The sequence below is a fragment of the Burkholderia sp. HI4860 genome (assembly GCF_002223045.2).
In the GTDB taxonomy this organism is placed as follows: domain Bacteria; phylum Pseudomonadota; class Gammaproteobacteria; order Burkholderiales; family Burkholderiaceae; genus Burkholderia.
This window is the reverse complement of the sequence record NZ_NKFO02000003.1, coordinates 1,357,693-1,371,789: the sequence shown is the minus strand read 5'-3', so window position 1 is coordinate 1,371,789 and position 14,097 is coordinate 1,357,693. Positions and strand designations below refer to the sequence as shown.

The following is a 14,097-nucleotide window of genomic DNA, read 5'->3' as shown; positions in this document are numbered from 1 at the left end:
GGAACGGAACGACGTATGTGGAACAACGTTCGCCAACTCAACCTTGCCGCCAGCGCGCTGTACGCGCTGCTGCTGCTCGTGTTGGCGGCGGCCGGCTGCTACTGGCTGATCCAGCGCCCGACGTTCGCGCTGCGGGAAATCCGGATCGACGGCGACACCGAGCACATCAATTCACCGACGGTGCGCGCGGGCGTGGCAGGCCGGCTGAAGGGCAATTTCTTCACGGTCGATCTCGACGCCGCGCGCGCCGCGTTCGAGCAGATGCCCTGGGTGCGCCATGCGAGCGTGCGCCGGGTGTGGCCGAATGCGCTGGCTGTCACGCTCGAGGAGTACAAACCGCTCGGGACCTGGGGCAGCGACCAGCTCGTGAGCGTCGATGGCGAGCTGTTCACCGCGAACCAGGGCGAGCTGGAGCAGGAACTGCCGGCGTTCGACGGCCCGGAGGGCAGTGCGAAGGAAGTCGTCACGCGGTATCGCGACTTCGGGAAATGGTTTGCGCCGCTGAAGGCGGCGCCGGAAGAAGTGACGCTGTCGGCGCGGTACGCGTGGACGGTGAAGCTGTCGAACGGCATGCAGGTCGAGCTGGGCAAGGAACGCAACAGCGAGTCGCTGCATGACCGGAGCCAGCGCCTGGTCGCCGCATGGCCGGCTGTCACGGAGCGCTGGGGCAACGACATCGAGTACGCGGACCTGCGCTATCCGAACGGATTCGCGATTCGCGCGGCAGGCATGCGGTTCCTGACCGATACCGACAAGCGCAAGAAGTAACGAGAGATCACACGCAAGAGCACTTTATGAGCAAAGACTACAAGGATCTGCTGGTTTCCCTCGACATCGGCACGTCGAAGGTGGTGGCCATCGTCGCCGAGCTGAAGGGCGAAGGCCACTACGAGGTGATCGGCCTCGGCCAGAGCGAGTCGAAGGGTCTGAAGAAAGGTGTGGTGGTCAACATCGAGGCCACCGTGCAGTCGATCCAGCGCGCGCTCGAGGAAGCCGAGCTGATGGCCGACTGCAAGATCACCAACGTGTTCACGGGGATCGCGGGCAGCCACATCCGCAGCTTCAACTCGAGCGGGATGGTCGCGATCAAGGACAAGGAAGTCACGCAGACCGACGTCGCGCGCGTGATCGAGACCGCGAAGGCGATCAACATCCCGACCGACCAGCAGGTGCTGCACATCCTCACGCAGGAATTCATCATCGACGGCCAGGAAGACGTGCGCGAGCCGATCGGCATGAGCGGCATCCGGCTGGAAGTGAAGGTGCACATCGTGACGGGCGCGGTGAGTGCCGCGCAGAACATCGTCAAGTGCGTGCGCCGCTGCGGGCTCGAAGTGAACGACCTGATCCTGCAGCCGCTCGCGTCGTCGCTGGCCGTGCTGACGGAAGACGAGAAGGATCTCGGCGTGGTGCTGGTCGACATCGGCGGCGGCACGACGGACATCGCGATCTTCGCCGAAGGCGCGATCCGCCACACCGCGGTGATTCCGATCGCCGGCGACCAGATCACGAGCGACATCGCGATGGCGCTGCGCACGCCGACGCCGGATGCGGAAGACATCAAGGTCGGCTACGGGATCGCGAAGCAGGCGCTCGCCGATCCGGACGAAATGGTCGAAGTGCCGGGCCTCGGCGAACGCGGCCCGCGCACGCTGTCGCGCCAGGCGCTGGCCGCGGTGATCGAGCCGCGCGTCGAGGAACTGTTCTCGCTCGTGCAGCAGGTCGTGCGCGAATCCGGTTACGAAGAACTGCTGAGCTCCGGCGTGGTCATTACCGGCGGTGCATCGATGATGCCCGGCATGGTCGAGCTCGGCGAAGACATTTTCCTGAAACCGGTGCGCATCGGCGCGCCGGAATATGCAGGCGGCCTCTCCGACGTCGTGCGCAATCCGCGCTACTCGACGGCGATGGGGCTGCTCGTCGAAGGCAGTGCCCAGCGCATGCGCGGCCGCAAGGTCGCCGTGCAGTCCGGCAACGCGGGGCAAGTGTTCTCGCGGATGAAGGAATGGTTCCTGAGCAACTTCTGACGAATCGAACCGAATCGAAATTCGCGCTGGTGCCGGCGGCTGGCGCGCGACAGGGGGTTGCCCGATCTCCTGCCGAATAACGGCCGAGTAGCAGTCATTCTCTTGACGGAGGCAACAATGGAATTCGAAATGCTGGAAACCGAGACCAACGGCACCATCATCAAGGTGGTCGGCGTTGGCGGCGCTGGCGGCAATGCCGTCCAGCACATGATCAACCGCGGCGTGCAGGGCGTCGACTTCATCGTGATGAACACGGATGCGCAGGCGCTGTCGCGTTCGCGCGCATCGTCGGTGATCCAGCTCGGCAACACGGGTCTGGGCGCCGGTGCGAAGCCGGAAATGGGTCGTGCGGCAGCGGAAGAAGCGCGTGAGCGCATCGCCGACGCACTGCGCGGCGCGCACATGGTGTTCATCACGGCCGGCATGGGCGGTGGCACGGGCACGGGCGCGGCACCGGTGGTCGCGCAGATCGCGAAGGAGATGGGCATCCTGACGGTCGGTGTCGTCAGCAAGCCGTTCGAGTTCGAAGGCGGCAAGCGCATGCGCGTCGCTGAAGCCGGTTCGCAGCAACTGGAGGATCACGTCGACTCGCTGATCGTCGTTCTGAACGACAAGCTGTTCGACGTGATGGGCGACGACGCCGAGATGGACAAGTGCTTCCAGTGCGCGGACGACGTGTTGAACAACGCAGTCGCAGGCATCGCTGAAATCATCAATGTCGATGGCCTCGTGAACGTCGACTTCGAAGACGTGAAGACGGTGATGGGCGAGCAGGGCAAGGCGATGATGGGCACGGCGACGGTCGCCGGCGTCGATCGCGCACGCCTCGCGGCGGAACAGGCCGTGGCGAGCCCGCTGCTCGAAGGCGTCGATCTGTCGGGCGCGCGCGGCGTGCTGGTCAACATCACGTCGAGCCGTTCGCTGCGTCTGTCGGAAACGCGCGAAGTGATGAACACGATCAAGAGCTACGCGGCGGAAGATGCGACGGTGATCTTCGGTGCGGTGTACGACGACGCAATGGGCGATGCGCTGCGCGTGACGGTCGTGGCAACGGGTCTGGGTCGTGCGGCGAAGAAGCAGCAATCGGCACCGATGACGCTGCTGCGCACGGGTACCGACAACCAGCCGGTCAGCGCGGTGTCGCACGGTTATACGCCGACGCATCACGTCAGCACGGCAGACTACGGCGCGCTCGACACGCCGGCGGTGTGGCGCAATTCGCGCGAAACCGCGGCATCGCACGTGCAGGCGCTGCAGGAGAAGGGTGTCGACACGTACGACATCCCGGCTTTCCTGCGCAAGCAGGCTGACTGACGCACACACAGGCGAAGCCGCGGCGAATCTGCCGCGGTAACGCCGGCGTGACGGATGCTACGGACCACGACAGGCCGCGTCGGCTGCGACGCCGGGCCGGGAAACGTGCCCTCTCCGCTCAAGCGGGGCGGGATGGACCGTGCTGTCCGCGACACGCTGAAAAACCGTATCGCTATGAGGGACCAGCCATGATTCAAGTGGGCGACGCGCTGCCCGACGCGCAATTGTTCGAGTACATCGACGACGCGCGCGAAGGGTGCACGCTGGGGCCGAACGCCTACAGCGTGCGCGACCAGGTTGCGGGAAAGCGGGTGGTGATCTTCGGATTGCCGGGCGCTTTCACGCCGACCTGCTCGGCGCAGCATGTGCCGGGCTACGTCGAACACGCCGAGCAGTTGCGCGCGGCGGGCATCGACGAGATCTGGTGCGTGTCCGTCAACGACGCATTCGTGATGGGCGCATGGGGACGTGATCTGCACACCGCGGGCAAGGTGCGCATGATGGCGGACGGCAGCGCTGCTTTCACTCATGCGCTGGGGCTGACGCAGGATTTGTCGGCGCGTGGCATGGGAATTCGTTCCCTGCGCTACGCGATGGTGATTGACGGCGGTGTGGTCAAGACGCTGGCCGTCGAGGCGCCGGGCAAATTCGAAGTGAGCGATGCGGCGAGTGTTCTCGCGACGTTGACGTCCTGATCGTGCGGTGCGCCGTTGCCTTCCGGCAACGCTGCTCACCGGCCTCAGGGCAGTTGTAACACGGGCCGATGACCGGAAACGCCTCCGTTCCGGGCATCGGCCCGTCCCGTATCGGCGCGGGTAAACGGTCGAAACAGATTGATACGCAGTTTCAAACGACGCTGAATAGGGAATTACGCTATAATCTCCCCTATCGAATATAACTCCTGATTGATATCTTCAATCACGACGAAGAACATCATGCTGAAGCAGCGCACCATCAAATCCATCGTGAAGACCGTGGGTATCGGTGTCCACTCGGGCCGCAAGATCGAGCTGACGCTCCGTCCTGCCGCACCCGGCACGGGCATCGTCTTCTCGCGCGTCGACCTTCCCACGCCCGTCGACATTCCCGCTGCGGCGACGTCGATCGGCGATACGCGGCTCGCGTCGGTGTTGCAGAAGGATGGCGTGCGCGTGTCGACCGTCGAGCACCTGATGTCGGCATGTGCCGGCCTCGGTATCGACAACCTCTATGTCGACGTGACGGCCGAGGAAATCCCGATCATGGACGGCAGCGCGGCGACCTTCGTGTTCCTGATCCAGTCCGCCGGGATCGAGGAGCAGAACGCACCGAAGCGCTTCGTCAAGGTGAAGAAGACGGTCGAAATCCGTGATGGCGACAAGTTCGCGCGTCTCGATCCGTACTTCGGTTTCAAGCTGAAATTCTCGATCGACTTCCGTCACCCGGCCGTCGACAAGACCGGCCAGGAGCTCGAGGTCGATTTCGCGAATACGTCGTACGTGCGCGAGATTGCGCGGGCACGCACGTTCGGTTTCGCCCATGAAGCCGAGATGCTGCGCGAGATGGGTCTCGCCCGTGGCGGCAGCATGGAAAACGCGATCGTGCTCGACGAGTACCGCATCCTGAACAACGACGGGCTGCGCTATGACGACGAGTTCGTGAAGCACAAGATGCTCGACGCGATCGGCGACCTGTACGTGATCGGCCATCCGCTGCTGGCGTCGTACACGGCGTACAAGTCGGGCCACGGGCTGAACAACGCGCTGCTGCGCGAACTGCTCGCGAACGAAGATGCGTACGAGATCGTCACGTTCGACGATCCGCAAGCCGCACCGAAGGGCTTCGCGTTCGACATGCAGACGGCCTTCGCGTGACCTGCGTTTGGCGCAAGCAATAAAAAAGCAGCCTTCGGGCTAATGCCGTTCAGTTAAGACCTGAACGGCATTTTTGTTTTCGGGGTTTGGAGTTGTAAACGGGGCGGCAAGCTGTTAACTTTGGTCGCGATGCTAAGCGACCACCTGACCTTCCTGTTGGATGCAGCGCCCGCCGACCTAAGTCGGCTGGGCGAGCATCTGCCGCAGGAGTGGATCGAGCAAGCCATTGATGCCACGGGCACGGCCAGCATTCGTCGCCGGCGCTTACCGGCCGAACAAGTCGTGTGGTTGGTCATCGCGCTGGCGATCTACCGCCACTGGTCCATCAGTGAGGTGGTCGATAGCCTGGATCTGGTGTTGCCCAACGAAGCGACGTTCGTCAGCAAGAGCGCCATCGCTCAGGCTCGGCAGCGATTGGGTGATGCGCCCATGGCGTGGTTGTTCGAGCGAACCGCGCAAGCCTGGTGCCAGCAAGACGCGGCACGCCACGCCTTCAAGGGGTTGAGCTTGTGGGCCATGGATGGCACCACGTTACGCACGCCAGACAGTCCGGCCAATCGCGAACACTTCGGCGCTCAGGGCTATGCCAGCGGCAAGGTGGCGAGCTATCCGCAGGTGCGAGCCGTGACCCTGAGCTCGCTTCCGACTCACCTCGTTGCAAACATTGCGTTTGGTCGCTACGACACGAATGAGATGCTGTATGCCAAGCAATTGCTGGAACAGATTCCGGATCATTCGCTGACGGTCTTCGACAAGGGCTTTCTATCCGCCGAGATCCTGTGCGGCCTGAGCGCAGGCGAACGTAATCGCCACTTCCTGATTCCCGCCAAATCCAATACGCGCTGGGAAGTCGTGTCTGGCAAATCCGAGGATGCCTTGGTGCGAATGCGTGTTTCACCGCAGGCGCGGCAGAAGTGCCCGGAGTTGCCTGAATGGTGGATGGCTCGCGCGATTCGCGTGCTTGATGCGGCGGGCCGTGAGCGGGTGCTGCTGACTTCGCTGACCGATCGACGTCGATTCAAGGTGGCGGATTTGAATGCCTGCTACGAACGTCGCTGGCAGGTTGAAACCAGCTATCGCGAGCTCAAGCAATCCATGCTTGGCAGCGCACTGACGCTACGCAGCCGGACTGTCGAAGGCCTTTATCAGGAAATCTGGGGCGCTTTGATCGCCTACAACCTGATCCGTCGCGAAATGGCCTGCGCTGCCTTCGAGGCCAAGTGCGAGCCAACCGAACTCAGTTTCGTGCGCTCCTTCCACCTTATCCAGCACGAGATGATGTGGGCCGCGCGTACGCCAGCATTGGCAAAGCTCCCCGCCGTTCTGAAACGACTACGTGAGCACCTCAAACTGCTCATCAACGTAAAACGGCCCGATCGTAAATGCGATCGGGCCGTCAAATCCCTTCCGGCTCGTTATGCCGTTCGATATCTTCGGAAAGACCTTAACTGAACGGCATTACAGCCTTCGGGCTGCTTTTTTATTGGCCAGGCCACCTGGCGCTGCCGGCGGCGCGCGCCGTCAGCGCGGCTTCGCGCCATGCCGGGCCGCCATCCGCGCGAGCGCGTCCTGCAGCGGTGACGGTTCGAGATGATCTGCCAGGTCGCGCAACGCGGCCGCGCCGACCGACGTCATCCGCGCCTGCTTCACGTGGGGTGGCTCCGGCGCATCCTTCGGGCGCACGCGTACGCGTAGCGTCGAGACCGGCCAGCCGCGTTTTTGCAGATCGCCGAGCAACCGCGGTTCGACCTGTCGCAGACGAGCGGCCAACGCGTTGTGCGCAGCAAAGAGGGTCAGGGTGCCATCCTTGATGAAGCCCGGTTCGACGTGATTCGCCAGATAGTCGGGCAGGAGCGCGGCAAGGTCGCGCTGCAGCGACGCGATCTGTTCGACGCCGGCGCGCAGCGCCGCAAACGCATCGGTGCGGCCGAGCACTTCGGACACGGGTTGCGGGCGATACGGGGCGAGCGGGCCGAAACGCTTGGAAAATCGGTTCATCGAGACATTCTTCGGGCGCGCACGCGCGCGGACGTTGACGCCGATTGTACCCGTGCGGGCCCGTGCACGGGCGGCTTTCGCCCCGATGGCCCGGCGGTCGGCGCGCAGTGCCAGTCCGGCCGAGACACGGGCGCACGCGTCCCCGCGTGCTAAAATTCATCGTTTGAGTCCACTAATTCGCTAAGCCGCCGAGGCTCGGGCGCCGGGGCGCGCAACACGCGCCGGGCGCCGGTGCTGCGACGCAGGATCCGATCCGATGACAACCGGTTTTCTCCAGAAAATTTTTGGCAGCCGCAACCAGCGGCTCGTCAAGCAATACCAAAAGACCGTCACGACGATCAATGCGCTCGAAACGCAGATCGAGAAGCTGACGGACGACCAGTTGCGCGGCAAGACGGACGAATTCCGCCAGCGGGTCGCGGCCGGCGAGTCGCTCGACAAGCTGCTGCCCGAGGCCTTCGCGGTCTGCCGCGAGGCCAGCCGTCGCGTGCTGAAGATGCGGCACTTCGACGTGCAGATGATCGGCGGCATGGTGCTCCACTACGGCAAGATCGCGGAAATGCGCACCGGCGAGGGCAAGACGCTCGTCGCGACGCTGCCCGTGTACCTGAACGCGCTGGCAGGCCGCGGCGTGCACGTGGTGACCGTCAACGATTACCTCGCGCAGCGCGACGCCGAATGGATGGCGCGCCTCTACAACTTCCTCGGTCTGTCGGTCGGCATCAACCTGTCCGGCATGGAGCATGACCAGAAGCAGCAGGCGTACGCGGCGGACATCACGTACGGCACGAACAACGAATTCGGCTTCGACTACCTGCGCGACAACATGGTCTACGAGACCGACGCGCGCGTGCAGCGGGCCCTGAATTTCGCGGTCGTCGACGAAGTGGACTCGATCCTCATCGACGAGGCGCGTACGCCGCTGATCATTTCGGGCCAGGCCGAGGATCACACCGAGCTGTACGTGCGGATGAACGCACTGCCGCCGCTGCTCGAGCGCCAGATCGGCGAAGAGAAGGCCGACGGCACGGGCGTCGAGAAGCCGGGCGACTATACGCTCGACGAGAAGGCGCGCCAGGTGTTCCTGACGGAATCGGGCCACGAGAAGGCCGAGCGCCTGCTCGCCGAATGGGGCCTGATCGGCGAGGGCGAGAGCCTGTACGCGCCGCAGAACATCACGCTGATGCACCACGTGTACGCGGCGCTGCGCGCGCACACGCTGTTCCACAAGGATCAGCACTACGTCGTGCAGAACGGCGAAGTGGTCATCGTCGACGAATTCACGGGCCGCCTGATGGCCGGCCGCCGCTGGTCCGACGGCCTGCACCAGGCGGTCGAGGCGAAGGAACACGTGAAGATCCAGAGCGAGAACCAGACGCTCGCGTCGATCACGTTCCAGAACTACTTCCGGATGTACGCGAAGCTGGCCGGCATGACCGGTACCGCCGACACCGAAGCGTACGAATTCAACGAGATCTACGGCCTCGAAACGGTCGTGATCCCGACCAACCGCCCGCCGAAGCGGATCGACAAGCAGGACCAGATCTACAAGACGGCCAAGGAGCGCTATGACGCGGTGATCCGCGACATCCGCGAATGCTACGAACGCGGTCAGCCGGTGCTGGTCGGCACGACGTCGATCGAGAACTCGGAGCTGCTGTCGCACCTGCTGAAGCAGGCCGGGTTGCCGCACGAGGTGCTGAACGCGAAGCAGCACGAGCGTGAAGCCGCGATCGTCGCGGAAGCCGGCCGGCCGAAGCGCATCACGATCGCGACCAACATGGCCGGCCGCGGTACCGACATCGTGCTCGGCGGCAATGCGGAGAAGCAGGCGGCGTTCATCGAGGCCGACGAAGCGATCCCGGCCGACGAAAAGGCGCGCCGCATCCAGCAGCTGCACGACGAGTGGGAAACGCTGCACGAGGAAGTGAAGGCCGCGGGCGGCCTGCACATCATCGGCACCGAGCGCCACGAATCGCGCCGGATCGACAACCAGCTGCGCGGCCGTGCGGGCCGCCAGGGCGATCCGGGCTCGTCGCGCTTCTACCTGTCGCTCGACGATCCGCTGCTGCGCATCTTCGCGGGCGACCGCGTGCGTTCGATCATGGATCGCCTGAAGATGCCGGAAGGCGAGGCGATCGAGGCCGGCATCGTCACGCGCTCGATCGAGTCCGCGCAGCGCAAGGTCGAAGCGCGCAACTTCGACATCCGCAAGCAGCTGCTCGAATACGACGACGTATCGAACGACCAGCGCAAGGTGATCTACCAGCAGCGTAACGAGTTGCTCGAAGCGCACGACATCACCGAGACGATCACCGCGATGCGTCACGGCGTGATTACCGAAGTCGTCCGCCAGTTCGTGCCGGAAGGCAGCATCGAAGAGCAGTGGGACGTGCCCGAGCTCGAGGAAGTGCTGCGCAACGAATGGCAGCTCGACCTCGCGATCCAGGAAATGGTGAACGAGTCCTCGTCGATCACGGCCGAGGAGATCCTCGACGCGGTGACGACGGCCGCCGACGAGCAGTACGAGGCGAAGGTCGCGATGGTCGGCCGCGAATCGTTCAGCGCGTTCGAGCGCTCGGTGATGCTGCAGACGGTCGACCGTCTGTGGCGCGAGCACCTCGCGGCGCTCGACCACCTGCGCCAGGGTATCCACCTGCGCGGCTACGCGCAGAAGAATCCGAAGCAGGAATACAAGCGCGAAGCGTTCGAACTGTTCGCCGCGATGCTCGAGGCGATCAAGCAGGAAGTCACGCGCGTCGTGATGAACGTGCAGATCCAGTCGCCGGAACAGCTCGAGCAGGCCGCCGAGCAGATCGAGGAGCGTGGCGGTCATCTCGAGAACGTCGAGTACCAGCACGCCGATTACGCGGAAGCCGGTGCGCCGGTGGCCAACGTCACGGCTGCCGTGGCGGCCACGGCGACGGCCGACATGGTCGGCAGCGCGATGACGCACAGCGGCCCCGGCGGCGAAATGCCGAAGGTCGGCCGCAACGACCCGTGCCCGTGCGGCAGCGGCAAGAAGTACAAGCAATGTCACGGGAAGCTGTCATGATCGACGGCGGCGCGCATCGCGCGTGCCGCTTCATTCGCAGCTTCGCGTGAGTGATGTGAGTTGCGGCGGCCCGCGCGTGTGGCCGCTGGTTCTTCCAATCGATGCCGGCGCATGCCGGCATTTTCCATCCGGCAGGTGTGCCCCATGGCTGTCAATTTTCCGTCGATCGATCCCGCCCAACTGCATCCCGTCGCCGGCGTCACGCTCGGCTGGGCGGAAGCGAACATCCGCAAGCCGAATCGCAAGGACGTGCTGGTCATCTCCGTCGACGAAAGCGCGACGGTCGCGGGCGTGTTCACTGAAAACCGTTTCTGCGCAGCGCCGGTCACCGTCTGCCGCGAGCACCTGGCGAAGGTGCGCGCGGGCGGCGCGGGCATTCGCGCGCTCGTCGTGAATACGGGCAATGCGAACGCGGGCACCGGCGAGCCGGGCCTCGTGAACGCACGCGAAACCTGCACGGAACTCGCGCGCCTTGCGGGCATCGAGCCGGCGCAGGTGCTGCCGTTTTCGACCGGCGTGATCCTCGAGCCGCTGCCGATCGATCGCCTGAAGGCCGGCCTGCCGGCCGCGCTCGCGAACCGCAAGGCCGCGAACTGGTTCGACGCCGCGCAGGCGATCATGACGACGGACACGCTGCCGAAGGCCACGTCGCGCCAGGTGACGATCGACGGCCATACGGTCACGCTGACGGGCATCAGCAAGGGCGCGGGCATGATCAAGCCGAACATGGCGACGATGCTCGGCTTCCTCGCGTTCGACGCGAACGTCGCGCAGCCGGTGCTCGACACGCTCGTAAAGGAAGTCGCGGATCGCTCGTTCAACTGCATCACGATCGACGGCGACACGTCGACGAACGACTCGTTCATCCTTATCGCGTCGGGCAAGAGCACGCTGCCCGCGATCACGGCGACCGATTCGCCGGCCTACGCGGCGCTGCGCGATGCGGTGACGGAAGTCGCGCAGGTGCTGTCGCAACTGATCGTGCGCGATGGCGAAGGCGCGACGAAATTCATGACGGTGCAGGTCGAAGGCGGCAAGAACGTCGCGGAATGCCGCCAGATCGCTTACGCGATCGGCCATTCGCCGCTCGTGAAAACGGCCTTCTACGCATCCGACCCCAACCTTGGCCGGATTCTCGCGGCGATCGGCTATGCGGGCGTCGCGGATCTGGACGTCGACAAGATCGACCTCTATCTCGACGACGTTCTCGTCGCGAAGGCGGGCGGCCGCAATCCGGCTTACCAGGAAGAAGACGGCCAGCGCGTGATGAAGCAGAGCGAAATCACGATTCGCGTGCTGCTCGGCCGCGGCGACGCGCAGGCCACCATCTGGACGTGCGACCTGTCGCACGACTACGTGAGCATCAACGCGGATTACCGCTCCTGATCGGGAGCGTTCGAACGACATGGACAAGCTTGAACAGTTTCTGACGCGTGCCGAAGCGCTGCTCGGCCGTCTCGAGGGGATGCTGCCGCCCGCGCCGGCCGCGGTCGACTGGAATGCCGCGCACGCGTTCCGCTGGCGCAAGCGCCAGGGGCGCGGCTATCTGCAGCCGGTGCCGGCCGTGTCGTCGATCACGCTCGGCGACCTGCACAACATCGATCGCCAGAAAGGGCTGATCGAACAGAACACGCGGCAGTTCGTGCAGCAGAAGCCGGCCAACAACGTGCTGCTGACCGGCGCGCGCGGTACCGGCAAATCGTCGCTGATCAAGGCGTGCCTGAACGCGTATGCGAACGACGGCCTGCGCCTGATCGAAGTCGACAAGGACGACCTGCACGATCTCGGCGACATCGTCGACCTGATCTCGCAGCGTCCCGAGCGCTTCATCGTGTTTTGCGACGACCTGTCGTTCGAGGAAGGCGAGTCGGGCTACAAGGCGCTGAAGGTCGCGCTCGACGGCTCGATCGCCGCGCAGTCGGACAATGTGCTGATCTATGCGACGTCGAACCGCCGCCATCTGCTGCCCGAGTACATGAGCGACAACGAGTCGTACAAGCATCTCCCTGATGGCGAGATTCACCCTGGCGAAGTCGTCGAGGAAAAGATCTCGCTGTCGGAGCGCTTCGGCTTGTGGGTCAGCTTCTATCCGTTCAAGCAGGACGATTACCTCGACATCGTCGGGCACTGGCTGCGTCATTTCGGCTGCCCGGATGCGGAGATCGAATCCGCACGCGGCGATGCGCTCGTGTGGGCGCTCGAGCGCGGCTCGCGGTCGGGACGCGTCGCGTGGCAGTTTGCGCGTGACTGGTCGGGCCGCAAGGAGCAGGCATGAGCGCGGATCTCGCACAAGGCGCGGTGCGCGCACCCGATGGCCGCAAGGTGACGGAAGTCGCGGTCGGCGTGATGGTGCAGCCGGACGGAAGCTACCTGCTCGCGCAGCGGCTGCAAGGCAAGCCGTATGAAGGCTACTGGGAGTTTCCGGGCGGCAAGCTGGAGGCCGGTGAAAGCGTCGAGGACGCGCTTGCGCGCGAACTGCACGAGGAACTCGGCATCGAAGTCACGGCCAGCCACCGCTGGCACACGCTCGAGCACGATTATCCGCATGCGTACGTGCGGCTGTATTTCTGCAAGGTGACGGGCTGGACGGGCGAGCCGCACAGCAAGGAAGGGCAGGCGTTCGTGTGGCAGCAACTGCCGGTCGCCGTCGCGCCGCTGTTGCCGGCCGCGCTGCCGGTGCTCGAACTGCTCGAGAAGGAAGCCGCGTCGAACTGACGCCATGATGGCCTGCCGGAAAGGCGGGCCATATCACTAGCAGGCGGTGCCGCGCGCCGCTCAGCTGTCGCGGCGGCCGTCCGTGCCGTCTTCTTCCGACGAGGGGCCCTCGTCGGAGGATCCACCGATCCGGTACTTTTCCGCGGCCCATGCGCCGAGGTCGAGCTGCTTGCAGCGGGCCGAGCAGAACGGGCGGAACTGATTTTCGGGCGTCCAGCGCACTTCGGCGCCGCACGACGGGCATTTCACAACGGTAGTCATACGAAAGCGATCCGGCCCGCGGCCGTTACAGATTGCACAGTGTCAGATGGAACGGCACGTCGATATCCACCGCGCGCGGACGCACATCGCCGTCCTGCATGGTGAACCGTACCCACAGCATGTATTTGTTCGCGCTCGCTTCGGGAATGACGCGCAACTCCGGAGGCACACGCACCTGCATCAACTGGTAGGTGCGGCCGGACAGCATCTGCTGGTAGCTGCCCTGCATCGCCATGACCTTCGACGCCTGGCCCGATTCGCGCGCGAGCCGCAGCACGATCGTCACCGCGTCGCGCAGCGGCAGCATCGGCAGGATCCACTTCGCGATGTCCTGGCGCCGCTGCTCGGCGGGCCACTGCTGCCATGCGTAGTACGACGGCAGGTCGAACTTGCACGTGCCGCCGGGAATCACCGCACGGCTGCGGATGCTGGCGAGCCACTCGTTGTCGACGAGGTGCTGCCCGGTCTTGCCCTGCATCTGCGCGAGGTTCGCGAGAGTCTGCTCGATTTCGCCGAGCACGGCTTCGAGCGCATTCTGCTCGATGCCCGGATTGCCGCGAAAGGGGGCGAGCGTCTGGCGCTGACGTTCGAGCTCCTTCATCAGATCCGATTTCAGGTCCGCGCGGCCCGTTACCTCGGCGATTTCGAACAGCGTCGTCAGCGCGACGTGGTGTTCACGCGGGTCCTCCTGAGCCAAAAAGAACGCGAAGCGCTCGAAGAGATCTTCGAGGCGCAACAGCGTGCGAATTCGCTCGTTGAACGGATACTCGTAAAGAATCAAGCGCGCTCGCCTCTTGGGTAGGGATTGAAACAATGCAGGACATTCTAATGCTCACTCTCTACCCTAGCAACGCGCCAATTTCGTACACCATCA

The 14,097-nt window shown here is 64.4% G+C and carries 13 protein-coding genes; 10 read left to right on the top strand and 3 right to left on the bottom strand.

Going from position 1 to position 14,097, the window contains the following annotated elements:
• Positions 1–15: 15 nt before the first annotated feature.
• The 6 genes from CFB34_RS21655 to CFB34_RS21630 all read left to right on the top strand — a co-directional run bounded on the left by CFB34_RS21655 (position 16) and on the right by CFB34_RS21630 (position 6,646).
• Positions 16–768 carry a cell division protein FtsQ/DivIB gene (locus CFB34_RS21655; protein WP_089439167.1) on the top strand — a complete coding sequence of 251 codons (753 nt, stop codon included), beginning with the start codon at positions 16–18 and terminating at the stop codon, positions 766–768.
• Between the two features lie 26 nt (positions 769–794).
• The gene (gene ftsA / locus CFB34_RS21650; protein WP_006487138.1) at positions 795–2,027 is read left to right on the top strand and encodes a cell division protein FtsA; all 1,233 of its coding nucleotides are present in this window, start codon (positions 795–797) and stop codon (positions 2,025–2,027) included.
• 117 nt (positions 2,028–2,144) lie between these two features.
• On the top strand, positions 2,145–3,341 hold the full coding sequence (ftsZ, locus tag CFB34_RS21645) for a cell division protein FtsZ (protein ID WP_089439168.1): 1,197 nt from the start codon (positions 2,145–2,147) through the stop codon (positions 3,339–3,341).
• A gap of 188 nt (positions 3,342–3,529) precedes the next feature.
• On the top strand, positions 3,530–4,036 hold the full coding sequence (locus tag CFB34_RS21640) for a peroxiredoxin (protein WP_011350844.1): 507 nt from the start codon (positions 3,530–3,532) through the stop codon (positions 4,034–4,036).
• Between the two features lie 240 nt (positions 4,037–4,276).
• Positions 4,277–5,194, top strand: coding sequence for a UDP-3-O-acyl-N-acetylglucosamine deacetylase (lpxC, locus tag CFB34_RS21635; protein WP_011350845.1), 918 nt, complete (start codon positions 4,277–4,279; stop codon positions 5,192–5,194).
• Between the two features lie 129 nt (positions 5,195–5,323).
• On the top strand, positions 5,324–6,646 hold the full coding sequence (locus CFB34_RS21630; protein WP_089439146.1) for an IS4 family transposase: 1,323 nt from the start codon (positions 5,324–5,326) through the stop codon (positions 6,644–6,646).
• Positions 6,647–6,715: 69 nt separating this feature from the next.
• Here CFB34_RS21630 and CFB34_RS21625 read toward each other — a convergent pair whose 3' ends face one another.
• Positions 6,716–7,192: a DUF721 domain-containing protein gene (locus CFB34_RS21625; RefSeq protein WP_039353137.1), complete on the bottom strand. Its 477-nt coding sequence runs from the start codon at positions 7,190–7,192 to the stop codon at positions 6,716–6,718.
• 256 nt (positions 7,193–7,448) lie between these two features.
• Here CFB34_RS21625 and secA point away from each other — a divergent pair, with 256 nt between their 5' ends.
• From secA to CFB34_RS21600, 4 genes are all read left to right on the top strand, one after another.
• Entirely contained in the window at positions 7,449–10,247 is a 2,799-nt protein-coding gene (gene secA / locus CFB34_RS21620; protein WP_089439169.1) for a preprotein translocase subunit SecA, read from the top strand.
• A 144-nt stretch (positions 10,248–10,391) separates the two neighbouring features.
• The gene (argJ, locus tag CFB34_RS21610) at positions 10,392–11,633 is read left to right on the top strand and encodes a bifunctional glutamate N-acetyltransferase/amino-acid acetyltransferase ArgJ (protein WP_089439170.1); all 1,242 of its coding nucleotides are present in this window, start codon (positions 10,392–10,394) and stop codon (positions 11,631–11,633) included.
• 19 nt (positions 11,634–11,652) lie between these two features.
• Positions 11,653–12,522, top strand: coding sequence for an ATP-binding protein (locus CFB34_RS21605; protein ID WP_089439171.1), 870 nt, complete (start codon positions 11,653–11,655; stop codon positions 12,520–12,522).
• The gene (locus tag CFB34_RS21600) at positions 12,519–12,962 is read left to right on the top strand and encodes an NUDIX domain-containing protein (protein WP_039353126.1); all 444 of its coding nucleotides are present in this window, start codon (positions 12,519–12,521) and stop codon (positions 12,960–12,962) included. The genes CFB34_RS21605 and CFB34_RS21600 overlap by 4 nt, the downstream gene beginning before the upstream one ends.
• Positions 12,963–13,022: 60 nt before the next feature.
• Here the strand turns inward: CFB34_RS21600 and CFB34_RS21595 are convergent, their stop codons facing one another.
• Complete coding sequence (locus CFB34_RS21595) at positions 13,023–13,223, bottom strand: DNA gyrase inhibitor YacG (RefSeq protein WP_027788444.1); 201 nt, start codon at positions 13,221–13,223, stop codon at positions 13,023–13,025.
• Between the two features lie 25 nt (positions 13,224–13,248).
• Entirely contained in the window at positions 13,249–14,004 is a 756-nt protein-coding gene (gene zapD / locus CFB34_RS21590; protein ID WP_039353119.1) for a cell division protein ZapD, read from the bottom strand.
• Positions 14,005–14,097 lie beyond the last annotated feature (93 nt).